The organism is Candidatus Nitrosopumilus sp. bin_6a, assembly GCF_054095695.1.
In genome coordinates this window covers 288,486-310,770 of record NZ_JBSWSR010000001.1, presented here as the reverse complement: position 1 = coordinate 310,770, position 22,285 = coordinate 288,486, and the positions used below count along the sequence as shown (strand labels likewise).

Below are 22,285 nucleotides of genomic sequence, written 5' to 3'. Positions count from 1 at the left end.
TTCTACTGTAATGATTTTGTTATTATCATTGATCATTGGATTTTCTGTAATTGCACTATTTCCTACTTTCTCCAATGCCCAATCTGAATCAAAAACATTTGTGACTCATTCTGGTGCTGTAATTAAAACATCTGGCGAAATTATTGATCCTGTATACACCACAACAACTGTTCCTGAATATACAGAGTCAACTATAGAATTTGATCCGATGGAATATTTGAGAGAGTTTAACTATGGAAATGTCTCTACATTGCCTGATGGTTCTACTTTAAGAGAATTTACGATTATTGCTGATGATGATCAAATCATGGAAGTATCTCCTGGAATCTTCTTTAACGTGTGGACATTCAATGGTACTGTTCCAGGTCCAACAATCAGAGCTACTGAAGGAGATACTGTCAGAATAAACTTCATCAACAATGGTTCAAAAGAACATACTATGCATTTTCATGGAATTCATCCCGCAGAAATGGATGGCGTGTTTGAAATAGTGGGTTCCGGTGGAGGACGATTTACCTATGAATTCGAAGCTGGTCCTGTAGGAGTTCATCCATACCATTGTCATGTTATGCCCCTTGAAGAACACATTGTACGTGGTCTATATGGTGTTTTCATAGTTGATCCAAAAGAGGAACGTCCTCCAGCAGACGAAATGGTCATGGTCTTAAATGGTTTGGATATGGACTTTGATGGAGAAAATAATTTTTATGCTGCAAATACAATTCCATTTTATTATCAGCATCACCCAATTCAAATCAATACCAATGAACTAATCCGAGTTTATGTCGTGAACATGGTTGAATTTGATCCAATAAACAACCTTCACTTGCATGGTAATCTGTACAATTACTATCCAACTGGAACAGATATTGTACCTTCGGCTTATACTGATATGATAACATTATCTCAAACTGAGCGTGGAATCATGGAATTTGAATACGATTATCCTGGAAAATATCTATTCCATGCTCATAAAGTTGAATTTTCAGAAAAAGGATGGGTTGGAGTATTTCTAGTAAATGATAACCAAGATGAAAATATTCAGGACTCTGATTATGGAAGTTAATAATCATAATTCTTCAAAAGGAAAAGTAATTGCCAGTGGAATTATTCCATTTGCATTTGTAATTTTGATGATGGTCTATATTTTTGGTCCAGGTGCCGATCTATTAGATTTTGGAACTCCTTTACCTGAAGTGACAATTGAAAAAGTAGATTTTATTGGTTCTGAAATTCATGCTACCGTCCGAAATACTGGTCCGATTCCCGTTGAAGTTGCAATGGCCGATGTCAATGACAGAATTCAACCTGCGGCAGTAGAGCCTGACCGCTTTTTGGAAAGATTTGAAACTACTCTTGTTAGAATTCCTTTTGAATGGAATGAAGCAGAACCCTATATCATTGGGATAACTATTGAAGATGGGACGAGATTTGAAAAAGAAGTTGAAGCTGCTGCTCCTGCATTAGAGCCTTCTCTAGATCTTGCTATCTTTTTTGCAATTATTGGAACCTATGTTGGAATTATCCCTGTGATGATTGGATTGCTGTGGCTTCCTTTTATCAAGAAGATAAGTAAACAAAAATTCCATTTCTTTTTAGCATTAACTGCTGGATTGTTGCTTTTCTTGGCAATTGATTCTATTGAAGAAGCAATAGAAGTTTCTGATGAAAGCCTGGCAGGAAGCTTGAATGGTTCTTTACTAGTTGCTACTGTGACAATATTGTCTTTTCTTGGATTATACTATTCAGGAAACAAACTTGTTGAAAGAGCTAGTTCATCAAAACTCACAAAACCTGTTGCAATAGCATTAATGATTTCTATTGGTATAGGCCTGCATAACTTTGGTGAAGGTCTTGCAATTGGTGCAGCAATTGGATTGGGCTCTGTTGCATTTAGCACGTTTTTGATTGTAGGATTTGCCTTGCACAATACAACTGAGGGTATAGCAATTGCCGCACCAATGTCGCGAGGAAAACTAATGATTGGAAAATTGGCTGCGATGGGCATGATTGCAGGAGCACCTGCAATTTTTGGTGCATGGATTGGTGGTTTTTCATATTCTCCATTCACTTCGGTTATTTTCCTCTCAATTGGTGCTGGAGCAATATTTCAGGTAATAGTTGTAATAATGAAATGGATTCGAGATGAAGGTGATCATAATCTCTCAAGTGCTTCAGTGGCATCTGGATTTGCAGTTGGAATGCTAGTAATGTATCTGACCAGTATTCTTGTCTAAAATGGTTCAGGATGTATTGTAATTACAGAATTTTTAATTTCTGCTCTGATAATCTGCTCAATTTTAGATGTTAAATCATGAACTTTTTCAATTGACAAATCTCTGTCAAATGAACAATCGATATCTATTTTGAGAATATTTTCAAATTTTAGTGATAGTATTCTTCCAATTTTTTTGATGTCTGGATATTTTTCCAATATTTTTTTAATTCTTTCTTCAGTTTCAGTATCTTCTACGTTGAATTTCTCTGGAACAGTAACAAATGGCTCTAGATGGATTGTGGCATGAGATATTTCTGGAATTTGTTCTTGAATTTTTAGTTCAATTATCTCTGAAATCTTATGAGCTGATGATAAATTAATTTCTCTATCTACCATTACGTGCAGATTAGAATATGTTTTTCCTTTTGTTTTATGTGTGCTGACATTGTGAACTCCTCTAACCCCGTCAACACTTCTTGCAATGTCTAAAATTTTTCCATCTAGTGGAACTTTACTCCAATTGGGCTCAAAATGAATTGTAGTTGATGCATTGGGAATTTTATTTTTGATATTTTTCTCTACGCTATCACTAATTTCATGAGCTTTATCAAAACTTGTATCCCCTCTCAATGAGATGGTTACATCTGCAAAAATCGTATCACCTGATCTTCTCATGAGTATTGGACCTGCATCGATGACCCCTCCAGTTGAATTTGAAATGTCTCTGACCTTTTTTACAAGTTCTGGAGAAATAACATCAGTCAAATCTAATGCTGTTTTGTATACTAGTTTAACACTTAGTACAGCTAATAAAACTCCCAAAATTAATGCTGCAATGAAGTCTCCAAAATACATTCCATATGTAACTAAAACAATACCTCCTATTGCAACTAATGTGGAGCCTAGGTCCATAAATGCATGATAAAAATCTGCTTTGAGAGTAGCTCCCCCAATTTTTGTAATGGACTTTCTCAAAAGAATTATTCTAAAAAAATCAATTCCTATTGTATACAGTCCTCCAATTATTGCAAATAGTCCTGGCAAAATATTAGGTGGGGGGCTCTGTAATCTATTTACAGATTCATAAATGAAAAAGCATGCAATCAAAAATATTGCTATTCCTCCAATTAATCCTCCAAGTGATTCTATTTTTCCATGCCCGTAGGTATGTTCTGCATCTGGAGGTTTAATTGCCAGTCTTGCTGCTAATAATAAAACAAGTGTTACTACACTATCTAACAAAGCATGAATTCCATCTGTAATTAATGCTAAGCTGTTTGAAATTAAGCCAAAAATTAATTCTACCAAAAATGCTGAAAAAATAGCCAAAAGTGAAATTTGTAAAATTCTGGTCCTTTGAACAAATATGTCCATACTTTTTGATAATTTGAATCATGTATTACAGTTTTCTAAGGAGAATTGATGCGACAACATTATTTGTCATTAAATCCTGCCTTACGAATGTGTGGAATGCAAAATATCTGAGCCTATTTACTCTTCTTTCAATCATATCATTAATTCCAATTGTTGAGGTTGATGCATCAAGTAATCCGAATCTGTTTGTTTCTGCTGAAAATTCACAATTTGAAAATCATTTTTCTGGCTCTATGGTAATTGAAGTGGTAGTAATTGATCCTAATCTGAGTGATACTGGCGAAGGGAAAGGTGAGCCTGATGTTACTATTAATGGGAAATCATTACGAATGGTTCAAGCAACTGACGGTAGTTGGTATGCATATTTTGCCAATGTTGACAAAGCCAAGGAAGCTGATTCCACAGTAGGTAAAAATGGTGAAGGATTGGATTTTGGAGTTTTCTGTAGTAGAAATACGCCTTCCTCTGTAATTGGAATTTCTCTTTCAGAAACTGATGGATTTGCAGTTCCACGTTCTACTTCTAGTTCTACTAATGGCAATTCTCCATTTACACCATGTACTGGTTCTCCATCTGGTGCAATTTGGAATAATGTTGTTAGGCATGCAAAGTCAGTCAACACAAATTCGAATGTACCTTCTGGACAAATAGGAATAGATTCTAATGCATGGCCATTAATTCAATTATTTTCATTTGATGATGTTACAATTCAATACAATCCTGCTGGTCAATCACAGAAAGTTCTACTAGAGTACGATGATATTCCAAACGTCTCCATGAATATTGATAGATCTCTTTATCCTAAAAATGCTGAAGTTTTTTTGTCAGTAAATGATTTTCAATTAAATCAAGATCCTACTGATGAAGATTCTTGGACTTTTGACGTAGGTTCTACTCCATCTGTTTTTTATCAAGCATATGATGGTTCTGGCTCTAATTCTGCTAATGGTGGTTCTGGTTTAGTAGACTTGGTTCCATATCTATCAAAAATTGGTTTTGAGGATAATGGAAAACTCTCTATAAACAAAAACTCTGTTCTTGAATTACAGTCTAATAATGAACAACCTAATACTAGTGTATCTAATGGACTTGTGACATATTCAGAAATTATTACTCTGGTTGAAGATAATCCAAATTCTGGTATATTTGATACTGGAGATAACAGTGATCAATCTGTTTTAGGCATTCTAAATGATGCTCCGCGAGGTCAAGCAGGTTCTATAACCTATAATAAAAAATCTATTTCTGTCCTCACTGGTTCTTCATCAGCTAATGTTTCATTTGATGATCCTATTTTGACTATTGGTGATGGCTCTCAATCATTAAAACCTGGAACTAAATATCCTGTAGTTCTTGTTGATCCTGATCAAAACATAAACTCTGGCTCAAGAGATCATCTAGATGTTTATCGTGCAACTGCACTCATCCCTTCAATAACGATTGGAAATCCTGTAACTCTTGAAAATGCTCAAAATGTTCTATTTCATACATCATCTTTACCTACAGGTGATACTGCAAATTCTTCTGTACCTGATTCTAATTCTGACCGACTCCATATTGATACTTCAAATGTATCTAATGGTTCTTATGAAATCATTTCTATAAATTTGGGGATTTCTACTTCAACTTTAGCATCTTCTTTACTTGATGTTTCTAAATCTGACATTGTTGGAACAAATTGGATTAATTATGACTTAAGATCCATTGAAAATGATTTAGGCATTACTGATTTTACAGATACATCTTTTTCTCTTTATTTTGGAACTCTTACTGGATCATCTGTTACTATAGTTGACGCCGGTGATATTTCATCATCAAATGGATTTATACAAATTGATGATTCTGATGTGGCAGATATCTCGAATAAAAGCGGTACTGTGTATCTTGTAATTGATTTTGATTCTTCTAATGACGATTCTGGTGTGGTGTTTATCTCTAATGAAATAAACCAACAGCCAATCGTATTTGATCTTTTTTCTTTTGGATTAAAAAATGATAAAAGCATAAACAATGCAATTTATCGTTTTGAGTTGGAAGAAACTTTGGATAACTCTTCCACTTTTGAAGGTACTTTTGAATACGCTGTTACAAATCAACTAAACATAAAAGATCCCAATTTCATTCAAACTATACAAACCATTGATGACGAAATTAAAATCATTGTAACAAATAGATTGATTGATGAAAATGGAGTTGCAATATCTTACTCTGATTTGGATGAAGTTGGTGTATCAACTACAACTTCTACAAAATCTGATATTGCTACAAATTCTGGTGTTGTTTCAACATCGTCTACAACTTTTAGATTTGGACAACCAGTTACTCTAACTCTAAAAGACTCTGATCTTAATCTAAAAAGTGATACAATAGAAAGCTATCATGTTATCAATGATCCAAATTCTTCTAATGTGGATACAGTGGGAAAAGATGGAGAAATTTTATTAGAAATTAAACTTAAAGATATTCGCTACAAACGTTGTACAATAAATGGGATTGAGCATGGTGGTTTAGCTTCTACTGGATTCTCATTAATTGAAACTGGACCAAACACAGGAATTTTTGAAGGTGTGTTCAAAATGCCTTCTCAAATTTGTGACAAATCTGGAACCAAGTTGATTTCTACTGCAGGTGGGAGTCTTGATGCAAAATATTATGATTCAAGAGATAGTTCTGGCAATCCCAATATTTTCAGTTCATTAAGAGACAGATCAACTTCATTTCAAAGTTCTTCCAAACTTAGCGTATATGATATTGTAAAACCTATTTCCGGAAAAGTTGAAGAAATTATTCTTTCTGGAAGTATTGATAATCATAAAAGAGGAATTCCTCTTAAAGTAATCATAACCACTCCTGATGGGCATACACAAAATTTTGCTGCGACACTGTCCAATAATGGTAGCTACAAATCTATGATTTCAATCAATGAACATTCTTTGTCTGGTGTTTACAAAATTAATTTATTTTATAATGAATCCTTTGTAAAAGAAATTTCATTTACCGTCTCTAATCCTAAAATCCCTGATTGGATCAAAAATAATGCTCAATCTTGGTCTTCTGATAATGCCTCTGATTCTGAATTTATTGACGGAATTGAATACTTTATTGATAATGGATTCATCACCAAGCCAGACTCTTCTGTCTCTAATCCTAAAATCCCTGATTGGATCAAAAATAATGCAAAATGGTGGGTAAATAATCAAATCTCTGACGAAGACTATGTTAAATCAATTCAATACTTGATTAAAAAAGGTATCATAAGAATATGATCTGGTCAATTTTTGTTTCGTTGAAAATATAAATACTCTCAAATCATGAAAAAAATGAAAATGAGGCTAACTGGGTTCTTAGCATTTGCTCTATTATCAATTTCAATTTTGTCTTACGGTGTCAGTGGGGCTGCTTTTGCAACTAGTGATCCAAATCCTGCATTGCCAATATCTACTGATTTGGACATTGTTGCAAATGGCTCAACTGTAAAAATATCTGGTAATGTCAAAGATTATGATTCTTCAGATGGAAAAGGACTTACTTTTATTGTAAAATCTCCCGACAATAACATCGTAAGAATTGGACAATTAACTCCAAATTCTGATGGTACTTTTTCAAAAAGTATTGTTGTGGGTGGTCCTCTTTGGAAATTAAATGGTGATTATACTATTGAATTTAATTATGGCGCAGATAGTTCAGAAGTTTCAGTAAATTATGTTGGTGGGGAAGAAGTTATCTCTGGTCAGCCAGAACCTGACGTATCACCTGAACCAACACCTGAACCAAAACCAACACCTGAACCTGAACCAACACCAGAACCTGAACCAACACCAGAACCAACACCAGAACCAGAACCAACATGTGGGGCTGGTACTGAATTAGTAAATGGAATTTGTCAAGTAATTAAAACTGAAGAACCAGATGGTGGCGGTTGTTTAATTGCAACTGCAGCATATGGAACTGAATTAGCACCACAAGTTCAATTCCTTAGAGAAATTAGAGATAACACTGTAATGAGTACTTCATCTGGAATTGCTTTCATGACTGGATTCAACCAATTATACTATTCATTCTCACCAACCATTGCTGATATGGAAAGAGAAAATCCAATGTTCCAAGAAGCAGTACGTGCATTCATCACTCCAATGATCTCAACATTGTCTATAATGACATTAGCTGATAATGGCTCTGAAGTTGAAGTTTTAGGACTGGGAATTTCTGTAATTGCATTAAACTTGGGAATGTATATTGCAGCTCCTGCATTGATTGGATTCAAAGTTCACAAGCATATCAAATCTAGAAAGTAATCTATTTTCCACTCTAAGTTATTATATTGAAACACTTGTGATAATTCATGCATATCGAATATGAAGAATTTGAAACAATTGAAGATCTTCTAATGTATATGGCATCTGCTGCCCCTCCGATGAAAAATACAATGCCTATTAATTCTTACAAAGGGTTTGTGATGTCTTTTATTCCGCTGAGTCCTTCAACTGGAGAAACATATCTTATGCTTTATGTAAAAGGTTCACTTGAGCCAGGAATTTATGAATTTGATGTCTCATCAAAATCTTTCAAAAAAGTTGAAAGTGTTGAGAGAGCAGACAAAGTTTACTTTATCTCTATAACTCCAAAACGAAATACTATAGCTGATATTGCAATTGAAAATCTATAATTTCTTTGTTTGAATTTTAGGTGCCGATACTGATCTACTTCTGGCGTATTTACCAATAATTTCATCTGGTGTTCTTCCATTGAATAGATCTTTGCAGAGCCCTCTGAGATATCTCATAATTGCCCAAGTACCAGCTTTGAGAATTCCATACATGAATACTTTCATTGGAGGACCATATGTCTTGTTTCTAAGAATAATTGGAATGATGTCATTAATTACACGTAAGTTATTCTCCCAACATTTCCAAAATAGTGTAAATTGTGCTTCATTCAGGTTTCCAAAGTGCATAGAATTCTTTTCACTGAAGTCTTGGTAAAGCAATGGTGCAACCAAACCTCTAAAGTCCATTTCTCTAAAATCACTCATCATATCTATAGTATATTGAATATCATCAGGCGTTTCATCAGGCCATCCAATGATAATTGTTGCAGCTGGGAACCAGTGGTTCTCATTTAGAATTTTTGCACCTTCTCGTACCACGCTTCCCCACTCCTCAGGTGCAAATGGTTTTGTTTTAACACCTAGGTGTTTTTTTACCATGTCTGGCGCAACTGTTTCTATTCCTAGATTAGTTGCAAGCCATCTTCCAGTTTTATCTTGTTCGTTAACATGTGAAATCTGCTGCATCAATAATGGATCTGCTGCTACTGCAGAAAATGTCATATGTGTTGTACCGATAAAGTTTGCACCCAATCCTTTGAGTCCTTTCCATAAATCAACTATGGCGTCTCTGTTTGGAACAAAGTCTCTATTGTCACATCCATAGAGCAACATTTCATCTGAATGTAACCAAACTGAATCAAATCCATAATCTAAATTAGTCTTTGCCTCATGCTGTAATCTCTCCAGTGGAAGATCTTTTTTTGATCTTTTATTCACATCACAAAAGTCACACCCTCTTCCACAACCACGCATTGCTTCAATTAGGGAATTAATTGTAGGACCTTCAATTACTGGAATGTTCTCAAGATTTCTTACAAAACAATGCATTAGTTCTGGCGCATCATTTTTTTCTAAATCTTGAAACAAGTCTACTGCTAACTCATCAGCTTCTCCCACGACAACTGTATCAATCCCATGGATTTTCATTCTATCTGATTTAGCTAATTCCCAAGCACCGTTTCCTCCCACGACAACTTTGAAATCATATTTCTTTTTGAGTTGAATTATGCTTGCACACATTTTTTTAAATTTCATTGCAACATAGGATAATTTTTCTGGAGACATTGTTGTTGTAACTGGTGCCATACCTAATGGATCCATTACATTGATTCCAACTACTTTAGTATCTGGCCCAATTGATTTTTGAAGCATTTCTGGATGGGCCATAAACACATCTTCTCTTTTATATCCTCCCTGGATCAAAGAACTTTCAATTCTTCTTAGTCCTACTTGAGCAACTTTTACTTCACCTGTGATTGGATCAGTTTCTACAGAGGGACAAAATACTTTATCAAAAACCCATTCAGGCAGAACCTCATATGGTCCACATGCAATAAACCCATAAAGGAAATTTCCTCGATAATTTGTCATTAAACTACGATCAGCAGTAAGAACAACACGTTTGCCAGCCAACTACCAAACTTCCTTTATGTATCTTATATATGATTTACGAGATATGCTAGTCTTGAAAATTCTGTCTTGAATTATTTTTTCTAATTGCTCTGTTTGCAATGTTTGCTGCAATCCCTCCTGCAGCTATTCCGTTGTCTATATTCACAACAGATAGTCCTAATGAACAACTCTGAAGCATTGATGCAAGTGCTGCAATCCCTTTTTCACCATATCCATACCCTACTGACGTTGGAATTCCTATGATTGGAATGTCTACTAGGGTGGATACTAGAGTAGCTAAAGCACCTTCCATTCCTGCTGCAACTATGATGCAATCTACATCTTCGTTAATCATTTTTTTTAAAATTGGAAAAACTCTTTGGATTCCGGCAACTCCTACATCATAACTTGTAATGCATTTACAATTCATCGCCTCGCACATTAATCTTGATTCTTCTGCTACTCCAATATCTGAAGTACCTGCAGTCATTATTCCAACTTTTCCTCCGTGGAATTTAATTGGTTTTTTAAAGAGTAGTAATGATGATGAATTTTTTCCTGTTTTCACTTTAACTTTTAATCTCTTTACAAATGCTAAAATTTTTGGATAGTCTTCTTTCTTAATTCTAGATACTATTACTGAATTTGTTTTTTCTAGAGTTTTTTTAATAATTTTTTTAATCTCATCTAATTCCTTTGTTTCTGCAAAAACTACTTCTGGAATGCCTCTTCTTTTTCTTCTGTTGATGTCTATTTTTACAAATCCTTCTACTTCTTCAATTGAATAAAGTGACAATAATTTTTTTGCATTATTTACTGAAATTTTTCCTTCTTTTACTGATTCTAAAATTTCATGAATTTCCAATGATGGGTTTTATTTGTTAGTATAAAAAAAGGCTTAGATCTCAATACCTGAGATGGCACTTTTTACGTTATCAACTGCTTTATCAAATGCTTGTTTTTCTTCATCATTTAGATCCAACTCTATGATTTTCTCAACTCCTCTTTTGCCTATTATTGCTGGAACTCCTATTGTTACATCTGAATGACCATATTCTCCATCAAGATATGTTGCAACTGGGATGACTTGTTTTCTATCTCTTACAACAGATTCTATGATTGCAGAAATTGCATTTCCTGGAGCATGAACTGTGGCGCCTTTTAACTCGATGACCTTGGCAGCTACTTGTTTTGTATTGACAATTAATTCGTCTAGTTTTTCTTTTGGAAGAAAAGATGATAATGGAATTCCTGATACTGATGAAAATCTTGGCAATGGCAACATGTTTTCCCCATGTTCTCCAATTACTAATGCTCTGATAGAATCTCGAGAATGACCTGTTGCTTCATGAATGAATTGTCTAAATCTTGATAAATCAAGCATTCCTCCCATTCCAAACACTCTGCTTCTGTCAAATCCTGATACTTTGTAAGTAATGTAAGCCATTGGATCAAGTGGATTAGTTACTGGAATAATCATAGAGTCATCTGCATATTTTTTTACATTTTCAACCACACTTTTTACAATTGTTGCATTAATTTTCAAAAGATCCATTCTAGTCATCCCTGGTTTTCTTCCAGAACCTGCCACTACAACTACGACATTTGATCCTTTCATATCTTCAAAATTATTTGATCCTTTCACTTCAACATCGATTCCTTGCTCTGATAACATATGGTTGATATCCATTGCTTCGCCTTGAGGAAGTCCTTCTGCTACATCTAGCAATAATATTTGATCATCTAATCGTTTTAATGCTGAAAATAATGCAGCATCTCCGCCTACTTTGCCTGAACCGATAATAGTAATCATGAAAATTGATGTAAATTTTGAATAATTAAATCTAATGAAATTCTTGAAATATTAGTCGAATTTATAAGCATTTTTGATATTTTTGAATTATGGTTGTTGTAATAGATCCGCAAATTGCTGGCATATCTGGTGATATGCTTCTATGCTCATTGGTAGATTTAGGAGCTGACAAGGATAAAATCATAAATGGAATAAGAGAATCTGAAAAATTCCTCTCAGGCTCCACAATAAAAAAAATTGATTTTAAAAAAATTCAAAAACATGGAATTGAATCGTTACAACTAATTTTAGAAATTAATGAAGATGTTCATGAAAGAAAGGGTTCTGAAATTAAATCTGCAATAATAAATTCTTCAAAACAAATTCGTCTTTCTGAAAAAGCATCTTCTTTTGCTAAATCCTGCATTGATACTTTGATCTCATCAGAATCTAAAATTCATGGAATTCCTGAAGAATCAGTTCATTTTCATGAGGCATCAAGTATTGACACTTTGGTAGACATAATCGGAATCACAATTGCTTTAGAAGATTTAGGGTTATTTGATGAAAAAATTCTTTGTTTGCCTGTTTCAGTTGGTGGAGGCTCTGTATCATTTTCCCATGGAACTATGTCAAATCCTGCTAGTGCTATATTGGAGATTTTTAAAAATTCTAACTTGATAATTAAAGGAAATGACGCAAATGATGAACTCACAACCCCTACAGGGGCCTGCATTTTAGTAAATTTGGCCCATGAGTCTGTAAAATATTACCCTCCAATGAAAGTAACCTCCATTGGGTATGGAGCAGGGCAAAAAGACTTTGAAAATTTTTCAAATGCTCTAAAAATTATTAGAGGCTCTGAAAATAATCTTGAAATTGACTCTGTAAAAATACTTGAAACAAATGTAGATGATGTTTCAGGAGAAATATTGGGAAATCTAATTGAGAAAATCATGACTAAAGGAGCACTAGATGTCTCTATTTACAGTGGGATTACAAAGAAAGGAAGACCAACAAATCTGGTATCTGTAATTTGTAGTAATGACACTCTTGATGAAATAGTTGATACCCTTGTTTTGGAAACTGGAACTCTTGGAATTAGAATTTCTGATTCAAATAGATTCATAGTTCCTAGAATGAATTATGATGTTTCTTTATTTTTGAACGGCCACACTTTTCAAATAAATTATAAAAAATCTTTATTCAAGGGAAAAATTAATTTTAAAATTGAATTTGATGATCTAAAGAAAATTTCTAATATTATTGATAAGCCAATTAAAGAAACTGAAGCATTGATAAGAAAAGAAATTGAAAAATTGGAGATTAATAATGACAAATCTTGAAAATCTTGAAAATTGGTTTGGGGATAAAAATAAAGTAATGATCGCCCTCTCAGGTGGAGTTGACAGTGCATTAGTTGCATATGCTGCATTTCAAAAACTCGGAAAATCAGCAATTGCTGTGACTGCTGATTACAAAACATTATCTGCAGAAGAACTTGATACTGCCAAGCAAATTTGCTCAGAAATTGGAATACAACAACTCCTTTTGGATTACAATGAACTTGAAAATGATGATTTTATAAAAAATGATTCTAATCGATGTTTTCATTGTAGGATGGAATTAGGTGATCATTTAATCAAATTGGCAAATGAACATAATGTTGATGTGATTGTAGATGGGACAAATATTGATGATTTAGGTGATTTTAGGCCTGGAATTAAAGCATTAAAACAAAATGGAATTCGAAGTCCTCTTGTCGAGACAAATTTTACAAAATCAAACATTAGAGAAACTGCAAGGATGATAGGATTGTCTGTATTTGATAAACCATCAAATTCATGTCTGGCATCAAGAATTCCTTGGGGACAAAGAGTTACTGCAGAAAAATTAATTCGAATTGAGCTTGGAGAAACTATCGTCAAACAACTTACTGGCATAAAACAAGTTAGAGTACGTGACATAAATGGTTCTGCAAAAATTGAAGTAGAGAAACAAATGATATCTAGATTTGATGAGATCATCCTAAAACAACTAACTGAGAAATTAAAGATGATTGGGTTTGATTTTGTTGAAATTGATCAAGAAGGATATAAACCGGGAAAAATTAATGTGATTGCAGATTGATTTATCTGGACAATGCTGCATCAACTCAAATCCATGAAGATGTTTTAAATTCCATGTTGCCATATCTTAAAGAGCAATATGGTAATGCATCTTCAATTCATAGATATGGAAGAATGGCTCGTAAAGCAATTGAAAAAGCTAGAAAACAAATTGCATTGCTAATCAATGCAGATCCTTCTGAAATTTTGTTTACCTCTGGAGGCACTGAATCCAATAATGCTGTTCTAAGGGGCATATCTATGAATAATTCTTACAATCATATTGTCACATCATCAATTGAACATGATGCTATTTTGGAGCCCTGCAAGCAACTAGAAAAAAATGGATTAATTGTTGATTACCTTCCTGTTGATAAATTTGGGACAATTGATCCTTCTGAATTAAAAAATAATCTATCTGATAACACTTGCCTTGTTTCAATAATGTTTGGAAATAATGAAGTTGGTACTGTCCAAAAAATTTCCGAAATTGCTAAAATATGCCATGAAAGAAAAATCCCATTTCATTCAGATGCTGTTCAGGCAGTTGGAAAAGTCCCCATTGATGTCAAAGAATTAGGCATAGATTTACTGTCTATTTCTTCTCATAAACTTCACGGACCAAAAGGAATTGGTGCACTATACATAAAAAATGGTATAAAAATAGATCCCATAATTTTAGGTGGTGGTCAGGAACATGGATTGCGCTCTGGAACTGAAAATGTTGCAAATATTGTAGGGTTTGGCAAAGCATGTGAAATTGCAAAAAATAATTTAGATGAAAACATATTGTATGTGAAAAAACTCAGAGATTTACTAATTGATAAGGTACTACATGAAATCCCTGAAGTGACTCTCAATGGTGATCCTCACTTTAGATTGCCAACTAATGCCCATTTTACATTTCTTGGTGTTAATGGTGAAGATCTCATCATTAAACTTGACGAATATGGAATTGCGGCTTCCACTGGTTCTGCATGTTCTGTAAACACTCAAAGAGCTTCACATGTTTTACAGGCAATGGGTTTTTCACATGAACAAATCACCGGATCTCTAAGATTAACTGTTGGTATATTCAATGATGAAAAAGAAATTGAACAGACAGTAACCTCTCTGAAAAAAATTGTTCAAGAACTAAGATCATTTTCCCCCTTCAAAGAAAAATATTCTTTTGTTTCAAAAGACTAGATGTTGATTTGAAATCTGTTTCTAGCAAATAAAATAGTCATCATAATTCCTACAACTAAAATCATCATCACAACTGTTCCAAATTCTGGCACAACATAGGTTCCAATAATCTCAATATCTGAATCTCCCTGTTCAAATTCAATTGTTATCACTCTGGATTCTGAATGGACAGCTGGTTCTTGATAAGGTACTTCTATACCATCAATCAAAATAATGAAAGTATCGTCCTTGCCATCTTGTTTTTCTGCCCCTATGAATTCTCTTGGAAGATCTAATGTTATTGATCCTTCATCTGTAGCATCAATTTGTACTATTACTGCAAAAATATTTGAATCGACAACCATTTTTTTAACTGTACCTCCTTTTATGGTATATTTCACATCAAATGTTCCATGACTTCCTGCATCTACTTCATAAGGTTCTGTTATTGCAACAGCTTCTGATTTTGAAGTATATGAAAATCCAGTTTCAATTTGATGCTCTTGATATGATGCTATGATTGTATAGTCTCCAGTTTTTTTCCATAATTTTCCTTCTGCTAGGAATGTTTTTGTGAAACTTCCATCTTGTGCCACTGTAAGCTGTGCAATATCTATCAAATTGCCTTGATTAAATAATTGTAATATTATTGGTGTTTCACCAATGACTGTACTTACCTTTCCTGAAACTACAATTGCATCTCCTTCATCATAATTATTATCATCTGTTTGAATTGAAATCAATGACTCTTGTGCAAATGCTGTACCTGTAGAAATTATCAATAAAACAATTAATCCATAACAAATTCTTAAATCCACGAATTTCAAAATACTCGTTTGTATATTTCCTTTACTATTAAAAAATGAAAAAATGAAAAAAGTTGTGTGACTTTTAGTATCTTGGTATAATGCTCAGTCTTGATTTTGCAGATATTGCAATTATTGAGATAATTGCTACTGCTAGAATCATAGCTGCTATTGTACCAAATTCTGGAATCACATAGGTACCGATTATTTCAATTGTTTCAGCGCCTGCTAGGAACTTGACTGTTACTTTGTTTGCAACAATTTCAACATCATCCCATTCTTGTCCATCCACTAGTACCATGAATATACCTTTTTGGACTTCTGTTGATGGGGTTATTGTTAATGTTCCATCATTCTTGGCGTCAATTTCAATGACAATTGAATTATCATTTGTATTGATCATTGCACTTGTTACAACTCCACCTGAAATGCTAAATGGTATACATTGACCACTTGCAGATAACTGATTAACAGCACATTTCTTGTCTGTTGTTGTTGGTGTATTGTATGCAACTCCACCACTTATTTCAATCTTGGCACTATTGCTTTTTTCTGCACTGCCATAGTTTGCTTTAATGGTGTAGGTACCGTCGTATTTCCACATTGCACCTCCTGTGTTTAGTATTGTCTCAAAAGTACCATCTTCTGCTACAGTGATCTGGTCTACTGTAATAATGGAGTTTAGAGGACTAATCACAGTAATTGTGACTGGAAATCCAGATGTATTTGCTACTTGGCCTTTTACCATAATCATGTCGCTATGACCATATTCTGTTTTGTCTGTCCAAACAGATACTGGAATTGCTTTTTGCAGCATTTTGCTTGCTGTTGTTCTAGCATCTTCCATGGAACATCCTACACATGCTTCAGGAATGTCTCCTGCGGCATATGCTGTTGACATAGTTAGTGTACCGACTGCAGTCATTAAGGCTAGTAGTGCGAACGTCGTACGGTTGTTCATCTTGTTGCGATTTGGACCCGTCTCTATTTATGTATATTTAAAAAGAGAAAAAAATTGTGAACTTAGTATCTTGGTATAATGCTAAGTCTTGATTTTGCAGATATTGCAATTATTGAGATAATTGCTACTGCTAGAATCATAGCTGCTATTGTACCAAATTCTGGTACTACAACTCCATCTTTGATATCTACTTCAGTTGAAGCAGTATATTTTGGATCGTCAAATTGTTGTACTTTCACAGTGTAAAAACCATCTTGTTTCCATAATGGTCCGCCTACTGTAATTTTAGCAGCAAACTCTCCATCAAGCATTGGTGATATTTGAGTCACTTTAACCACATTTCCATTTGGTGCAATTACCTTCAATGTGATGTCTTGACTTACTCTATCTGTATTTCCTGTAACCTCAAACATTGTAGAACCATTCTCGATAATTATTTTATCAAGGAAAAGTCCTCTGTCTTTTGCAACATTTGTTGTGTTTGGTGTGAAAATCCCTGTCTCTAAATTAGATTCAGTTACAGAAGTTCTTTTAGTCATACCATCTGCTACTTCAACAAATACATTCAAAGTGTACAATGAATTTGCTCCTATGCCTTGCATTGCTTTGATCTTGTAAAATCCATTTTCAGTCCATGTTGGTCCTACTTTGAATACTTTCACAAAATTACCATTGTTGTCTGGTGATATTTGATCAATTGCAACAACGTTGCTTCCACTTGGGGATGTCACTGTAAATGTAACATCACTAATTTTTGAAACTGTTTGGCCTGTTACAGTAATTGTATCTGAGCCTTTATCGGCTGTAGCTGTAATTGACATTCCTTGAGTTTGAGCAAAAGCATCTTGCTGAATAGAGGTCATTGAAACTAATGACAGTGCCATAAGGGCTATTGCCATTGATGTTGTAGAACGTTTAAAATTCATCCTATTTCCACCCAACATTATTGCTATTTATGTATATTCAAAAATAAAATTTTGTGTTCTAACCCATATGAGTTAGCTAATTCTTTAAAAATAGAAAAAAGATGAAATTTAGTATCTTGGAATAATACTAAGTCTTGATTTTGCAGATATTGCAATTATTGAGATAATTGCTACTGCTAGAATCATAGCTGCTATTGTACCAAATTCTGGAATCACATAGGTACCGATTATTTCAATCTCTTCGGCGCCTGCTGGGAATGCTATGGTGATCGTTCTGTCTTTTGATGATGTAGTCTCTTCAAAGTCTACTTCTTCTCCGTCAATTAAGACGAAAAAGTCATCATCTTCACCATTAATTGTTGCATCCAAGACAGATCTAGGGATTGTCAAGGTAAGCGATCCGTCACTTGTAGCATCTATAGATACAATCAATGAATTTGCATCCACATCAGGCATAATACTAAGTAGTTTTCCACCTGTGATTTTATATCCAATCAAATGATCAGTGCCTTCAATTGCAACTGTTGTTGCGGTTACTTTGGAAGGTTTCTGAATTGGTGTACCTGTAGATCCTCCAAATTCAAATGATGTTGTAGCTACGCGATTTTGGGTTCCATATGTTACTTCAATTGTATAAGTTCCAGCTGTTCTCATTGTTCCTCCAGCAGTAATTTCAGTACTGAATTTTTTATCAGCACCTACAGTTAATTGAGCAAGAGCGACAATTGCATTATCATTCTTAACAATCAAACTTACTGGGGTTCCAGAATACAGATCTTTCACTTCTCCTGTTACTAGAATAGTTTCACCTTCTGAATAGGAAGATTTGTCTGTAGTAACAACAATCGAGCTTTGTATTTGTCCAAATGCTGGTGCCATGCCAATACTTGCAACCAAGATTGCAGATAAGGCAAACACTGCTAGATGAGCTTTCATAGTTTTACGCCTGAATTTGGACTATTTAAGGTTGTGAAAAAATTTGTTGACTAAATAGAAAAAAGACTGATTTTTGGCAAATTTCAAATTACATATATATTAACCCGAGCGTGAATTTTTGACAGTTTGTGTGTATTATTTACTGTTACATGTAATGTTCGTCGTGGGGGTTTCTAAATGGCAACTAAGAAAAATCAAGTACTAGTCCCTGATCATGTTTATGTTCCAAAACATGAAATCATTACCAAACAAGAAGCTGAAGAAGTTTTAAAAAAATATAATTGTAAACCAACTGAATTACCATTAATCTTTGTAAACGATCCTGCAATTTTAGGACTTGGTGTAAAACCTGGAGATATGATCAAGATAACTCGAAAAAGTCCAACTGCTGGTGAAAGTCTCTATTATCGATACGTGGTGGAAATCTAGATGGCAGATCCTTCAACCAAACGTTGGCCAGTAATTCAAGATATTTTGAAACGTGAAGGTATTGCACGTCAACATCTAAACTCATTTGATGAATTCTTAGAAAGAGGACTTCAAAGTATCATTAATGAGGTTGGACAAATCGATATTGAAAATGCTGAATATCCTTACAAGATTCAACTAGGTAAAGTAAAATTACAACAACCAAGAATGATGGAGCTTGATGGTTCAATCACACACATTACTCCAGCTGAGGCAAGATTGAGAAATGTTTCTTATTCTGCACCAGTGATGATGGAGGCAAGTGTTGTGGAAGATGGAAAAATTTTAGAATCTAGATTTGTCCATATTGGGGATGTACCAGTAATGGCAAAATCAAATGCATGTATTTTACATAATTTTTCTTCTCAAAAATTAATTGAACATGGTGAAGATCCAAATGATCCTGGTGGATACTTTATCATCAATGGTTCAGAACGTGTTATTGTTGGACTAGAAGATCTTTCTTACAACAAAATTATTGTCGATAGAGAAACTGTGGGCGGTAACATTGTTTTCAAAGCTAAAGTCTATTCTTCCATTGTTGGTTATCGTGCAAAATTAGAACTTGTCATGAAAAATGATGGATTGATAGTTGCCCGAATTCCTGGTTCTCCAGTTGATATTCCTGTTGTTACATTGATGAGGGCACTTGGATTAGAATCAGATAGAGAAATCGCATCTGTAGTTTCTCTAGTAGATGATATTCAAGATGAACTTGAAGGCTCTTTTGAAAAAGCAGGCGATGTACCTACTTCAAAAGATGCTATTGTCTATATCAGTAAAAGAATTGCCCCTGGAATGTTAGAAGAATTCCAGATAAAACGTGCTGAGACATTACTTGATTGGGGACTCTTACCACACTTGGGCAAACATCCTGAAAACAGAAAAGAAAAAGCACAATTCTTGGGTGAAGCTGCTTGTAAATTATTAGAACTAAAACTTGGTTGGATTACTCCTGATGATAAAGATCATTATGGAAACAAAGTCATCAAATTTGCAGGGCAAATGTTGGCTGATTTATTCAGAACTGCATTTAGAAATTTGGTCAGAGATATGAAATACCAACTAGAGCGTTCAGGTCAAAAACGTGGAATTAATGCAGTCGCTGCAGCAATCCGCCCTGGAATTATTACTGATAAACTTAACAATGCAATTGCTACAGGAAACTGGGGTAGAGGCAGAGTAGGTGTTACTCAACTCCTTGACAGAACAAACTATCTTTCAACAATTAGTCATCTAAGAAGAATCCAATCTCCGCTAAGTAGAACTCAACCAAACTTTGAAGCAAGAGATTTGCATGCAACTCACTTTGGAAGAATTTGCCCAAGTGAAACACCTGAAGGCTCAAACTGTGGTTTGGTCAAAAACTTAGCATTATCTGGAATCATCTCGGTAAATGTGCCATCTGAAGAAATTGTAGAAAAACTCTATGATCTTGGAACTGTTCATTTCTTTGATGCAAAAGAAGATTTGAAGAAAGATGGAACCAGAATATTTGTTGATGGTCGCTTAATTGGATATTACAAAGACGGTGAAGAATTAGCATTGTCTTTAAGAGAACTAAGAAGAAACTCAAAAATTCATCCACACGTTGGGATTTCATTTCACAAATCTGAAATCGAAGGCTCTACAAGAAGATTATATGTAAATTGTAACGCCGGTCGAGTTTTACGTCCACTAATTATTATCAAAGATAACAAGCCATTGCTAACTGCAGAGTTGTTAGATAAAATTTCAAAGAAATTACTTTCTTGGACTGACCTTTTGAGAATGGGTGTCTTGGAAATGATTGACGCAAATGAAGAAGAAAACTGCTATGTTACTTTGGATGAAAAAGATGCAAAGAAACATACTCACTTGGAAGTATTCCCACCAGCAATTCTTGGGGCAGGAGCTTCTATCATTCCATATCCTGAACATAATCAATCTCCAAGAAATACATACGAATCTGCAATGGCAAAACAAAGTTTAGGATTTTCAACACCTATGATGAATACTAGTACATACGTTAGACAACACTTTATGCTATATCCTCAAGTCCCAATTGTCAATACAAAAGCAATGAAGCTTTTAGGATTAGAAGATAGACCCGCAGGTCAGAACTGTATTGTTGCAGTATTGCCATTTGATGGTTACAACATTGAAGATGCCATTGTACTGAGCAAAGCCTCAGTTGATAGAGGTCTTGGTAGAACTTTCTTCTTTAGAATTTATGATGCTGAAGCAAAACAATATCCTGGTGGAATGCGTGATACATTTGAAATTCCAAATGCCGAAGATAATATCCGAGGATACAAAGGAGAACGTGCATACAGATTACTTGAAGATGATGGTGTAGTTGCATCCGAATCTCCAGTTAAAGGTGGCGATATTTTGATTGGAAAAACAAGTCCTCCAAGATTTATGGAAGAGTATAGAGAATTCGAATCTTCTGGTCCATACAGACGAGATACTTCAGTTGGTGTAAGACCATCAGAAGCCGGAGTAATTGACACCGTAGTTATGACTCAATCAAATGAAGGTGGAAAAATGTACAAGATTAGAGCAAGAGATATGAGAATTCCTGAAATTGGTGACAAATTTGCATCAAGACATGGACAAAAAGGTGTGTTAGGAATTTTAGCTAAAGCAGAAGATTTACCATACACTGCAAATGGAATGTCTCCCGATGTTTTGATTAATCCTCATGCATTCCCTTCAAGAATGACTGTTGGAATGATGATGGAATCTATCTGTGGTAAAGCTGCAGCATTACGTGGAAAAAGATTTGATGGTTCTGCATTTGTTGGTGAGAAAATGCCTGAAGTCAAGGAAGTAATGGATGCACATGGTTTTGAATATTCTGGTAAAGAAATAATGTATGATGGAAGAACTGGTAAATCATTCCCAGTAGAAGTTTTCATTGGAGTTGTATATTATCAAAAACTACATCACATGGTTGCAGACAAAATCCATGCAAGAGCTCGTGGACAAGTTCAGATGTTGACTAAACAACCAACTGAAGGAAGAGCAAGAGGTGGTGGTTTAAGATTTGGTGAAATGGAACGAGATTGTTTGATTGCTTATGGTGCTTCTATGATTCTTAAAGATAGATTGCTAGATGAATCTGATAAATCTGATATTTTTGTCTGTGAGAGATGTGGACTGGTTGCATATCATGATGTTAAACAAAGAAAATACGTCTGCAGAGTCTGTGGCGACAAGGCCAAAGTATCTTCTGTATCTGTAGCTTATGCATTCAAATTACTATTACAGGAAATGCAAAGTCTTAATGTTGCACCCAGATTGTTAATCAAGGAGAAAATCTAG

At 34.5% G+C, this 22,285-nt stretch carries 18 protein-coding genes; 10 read left to right on the top strand and 8 right to left on the bottom strand.

Going from position 1 to position 22,285, the window contains the following annotated elements; genetic code table 11:
- Positions 1-10: 10 nt before the first annotated feature.
- Together ACW9XA_RS01920 and ACW9XA_RS01915 are read left to right on the top strand one after the other, a co-directional pair.
- Positions 11-1,066, top strand: coding sequence for a multicopper oxidase domain-containing protein (locus tag ACW9XA_RS01920; RefSeq protein ID WP_457762860.1), 1,056 nt, complete (start codon positions 11-13; stop codon positions 1,064-1,066).
- On the top strand, positions 1,056-2,237 hold the full coding sequence (locus ACW9XA_RS01915; RefSeq protein WP_457762739.1) for a ZIP family metal transporter: 1,182 nt from the start codon (positions 1,056-1,058) through the stop codon (positions 2,235-2,237). The genes ACW9XA_RS01920 and ACW9XA_RS01915 overlap by 11 nt, the downstream gene beginning before the upstream one ends.
- On the opposite strand, the gene ACW9XA_RS01910 is transcribed toward ACW9XA_RS01915, so the two are convergent.
- Positions 2,234-3,586: a cation diffusion facilitator family transporter gene (locus ACW9XA_RS01910; RefSeq protein ID WP_457762859.1), complete on the bottom strand. Its 1,353-nt coding sequence runs from the start codon at positions 3,584-3,586 to the stop codon at positions 2,234-2,236. The genes ACW9XA_RS01915 and ACW9XA_RS01910 overlap by 4 nt on opposite strands.
- A gap of 113 nt (positions 3,587-3,699) precedes the next feature.
- Between ACW9XA_RS01910 and ACW9XA_RS01905 the strand changes: the two genes are divergently transcribed.
- The 3 genes from ACW9XA_RS01905 to ACW9XA_RS01895 are packed head-to-tail and all read left to right on the top strand — an operon-like array spanning position 3,700 to position 8,258.
- On the top strand, positions 3,700-6,858 hold the full coding sequence (locus ACW9XA_RS01905; protein ID WP_457762858.1) for a peptidase: 3,159 nt from the start codon (positions 3,700-3,702) through the stop codon (positions 6,856-6,858).
- Between the two features lie 54 nt (positions 6,859-6,912).
- Positions 6,913-7,887, top strand: coding sequence for a CFI-box-CTERM domain-containing protein (locus tag ACW9XA_RS01900; protein WP_457762857.1), 975 nt, complete (start codon positions 6,913-6,915; stop codon positions 7,885-7,887).
- A gap of 47 nt (positions 7,888-7,934) precedes the next feature.
- Positions 7,935-8,258 (top strand): hypothetical protein, encoded by a 324-nt coding sequence (locus tag ACW9XA_RS01895; protein WP_457762738.1) that lies wholly within the window; start codon positions 7,935-7,937, stop codon positions 8,256-8,258.
- Here the strand turns inward: ACW9XA_RS01895 and ACW9XA_RS01890 are convergent.
- The 3 genes from ACW9XA_RS01890 to ACW9XA_RS01880 are packed head-to-tail and all read right to left on the bottom strand — an operon-like array spanning position 8,253 to position 11,625.
- A complete protein-coding gene (locus ACW9XA_RS01890) occupies positions 8,253-9,833 on the bottom strand; it encodes a B12-binding domain-containing radical SAM protein (protein WP_457762737.1) in 1,581 nt (526 codons plus the stop codon). The genes ACW9XA_RS01895 and ACW9XA_RS01890 overlap by 6 nt on opposite strands.
- Before the next feature lie 46 nt (positions 9,834-9,879).
- On the bottom strand, positions 9,880-10,677 hold the full coding sequence (larB, locus tag ACW9XA_RS01885) for a nickel pincer cofactor biosynthesis protein LarB (RefSeq protein ID WP_457762736.1): 798 nt from the start codon (positions 10,675-10,677) through the stop codon (positions 9,880-9,882).
- Between the two features lie 33 nt (positions 10,678-10,710).
- Positions 10,711-11,625: a malate dehydrogenase gene (locus tag ACW9XA_RS01880; protein WP_457762735.1), complete on the bottom strand. Its 915-nt coding sequence runs from the start codon at positions 11,623-11,625 to the stop codon at positions 10,711-10,713.
- A gap of 89 nt (positions 11,626-11,714) precedes the next feature.
- Here ACW9XA_RS01880 and larC point away from each other — a divergent pair, with 89 nt between their 5' ends.
- The 3 genes from larC to ACW9XA_RS01865 are packed head-to-tail and all read left to right on the top strand — an operon-like array spanning position 11,715 to position 14,900.
- A complete protein-coding gene (gene larC / locus ACW9XA_RS01875) occupies positions 11,715-12,950 on the top strand; it encodes a nickel pincer cofactor biosynthesis protein LarC (protein WP_457762734.1) in 1,236 nt (411 codons plus the stop codon).
- Positions 12,937-13,734 (top strand): ATP-dependent sacrificial sulfur transferase LarE, encoded by a 798-nt coding sequence (gene larE, locus ACW9XA_RS01870; protein WP_457762733.1) that lies wholly within the window; start codon positions 12,937-12,939, stop codon positions 13,732-13,734. Before larC ends, larE begins: the two co-directional genes overlap by 14 nt.
- Positions 13,731-14,900: a cysteine desulfurase family protein gene (locus ACW9XA_RS01865; protein ID WP_457762732.1), complete on the top strand. Its 1,170-nt coding sequence runs from the start codon at positions 13,731-13,733 to the stop codon at positions 14,898-14,900. Before larE ends, ACW9XA_RS01865 begins: the two co-directional genes overlap by 4 nt.
- Here the strand turns inward: ACW9XA_RS01865 and ACW9XA_RS01860 are convergent.
- The 4 genes from ACW9XA_RS01860 to ACW9XA_RS01845 form a co-directional block, all read right to left on the bottom strand.
- Positions 14,897-15,697, bottom strand: a complete 801-nt coding sequence (locus ACW9XA_RS01860; RefSeq protein ID WP_457762731.1) for a PEFG-CTERM sorting domain-containing protein — start codon at positions 15,695-15,697, stop codon at positions 14,897-14,899. The genes ACW9XA_RS01865 and ACW9XA_RS01860 overlap by 4 nt on opposite strands.
- Positions 15,698-15,770: 73 nt before the next feature.
- On the bottom strand, positions 15,771-16,586 hold the full coding sequence (locus tag ACW9XA_RS01855) for a PEFG-CTERM sorting domain-containing protein (protein ID WP_457762856.1): 816 nt from the start codon (positions 16,584-16,586) through the stop codon (positions 15,771-15,773).
- A gap of 122 nt (positions 16,587-16,708) precedes the next feature.
- Positions 16,709-17,572, bottom strand: a complete 864-nt coding sequence (locus tag ACW9XA_RS01850) for a PEFG-CTERM sorting domain-containing protein (RefSeq protein WP_457762730.1) — start codon at positions 17,570-17,572, stop codon at positions 16,709-16,711.
- A gap of 108 nt (positions 17,573-17,680) precedes the next feature.
- Complete coding sequence (locus tag ACW9XA_RS01845; RefSeq protein WP_457762729.1) at positions 17,681-18,508, bottom strand: PEFG-CTERM sorting domain-containing protein; 828 nt, start codon at positions 18,506-18,508, stop codon at positions 17,681-17,683.
- 177 nt (positions 18,509-18,685) lie between these two features.
- Here ACW9XA_RS01845 and ACW9XA_RS01840 point away from each other — a divergent pair, with 177 nt between their 5' ends.
- On the top strand, positions 18,686-18,937 hold the full coding sequence (locus ACW9XA_RS01840; RefSeq protein WP_179361222.1) for a DNA-directed RNA polymerase subunit H: 252 nt from the start codon (positions 18,686-18,688) through the stop codon (positions 18,935-18,937).
- Positions 18,938-22,285 (top strand): DNA-directed RNA polymerase subunit B, encoded by a 3,348-nt coding sequence (locus ACW9XA_RS01835; RefSeq protein ID WP_457762728.1) that lies wholly within the window; start codon positions 18,938-18,940, stop codon positions 22,283-22,285.

Coding starts and splice junctions, on each gene's coding strand:
- ACW9XA_RS01920 (WP_457762860.1), top strand. CDS start 11: ATGATTTTGTTATTATCATTGATCATTGGATTTTCTGTAATTGCACTA.
- ACW9XA_RS01915 (WP_457762739.1), top strand. CDS start 1,056: ATGGAAGTTAATAATCATAATTCTTCAAAAGGAAAAGTAATTGCCAGT.
- ACW9XA_RS01900 (WP_457762857.1), top strand. CDS start 6,913: ATGAAAATGAGGCTAACTGGGTTCTTAGCATTTGCTCTATTATCAATT.
- ACW9XA_RS01895 (WP_457762738.1), top strand. CDS start 7,935: ATGCATATCGAATATGAAGAATTTGAAACAATTGAAGATCTTCTAATG.
- ACW9XA_RS01880 (WP_457762735.1), bottom strand. CDS start 11,625: ATGATTACTATTATCGGTTCAGGCAAAGTAGGCGGAGATGCTGCATTA.
- larC (WP_457762734.1), top strand. CDS start 11,715: ATGGTTGTTGTAATAGATCCGCAAATTGCTGGCATATCTGGTGATATG.
- larE (WP_457762733.1), top strand. CDS start 12,937: ATGACAAATCTTGAAAATCTTGAAAATTGGTTTGGGGATAAAAATAAA.
- ACW9XA_RS01855 (WP_457762856.1), bottom strand. CDS start 16,586: ATGTCAACAGCATATGCCGCAGGAGACATTCCTGAAGCATGTGTAGGA.
- ACW9XA_RS01850 (WP_457762730.1), bottom strand. CDS start 17,572: ATGAATTTTAAACGTTCTACAACATCAATGGCAATAGCCCTTATGGCA.
- ACW9XA_RS01845 (WP_457762729.1), bottom strand. CDS start 18,508: ATGAAAGCTCATCTAGCAGTGTTTGCCTTATCTGCAATCTTGGTTGCA.
- ACW9XA_RS01840 (WP_179361222.1), top strand. CDS start 18,686: ATGGCAACTAAGAAAAATCAAGTACTAGTCCCTGATCATGTTTATGTT.
- ACW9XA_RS01835 (WP_457762728.1), top strand. CDS start 18,938: ATGGCAGATCCTTCAACCAAACGTTGGCCAGTAATTCAAGATATTTTG.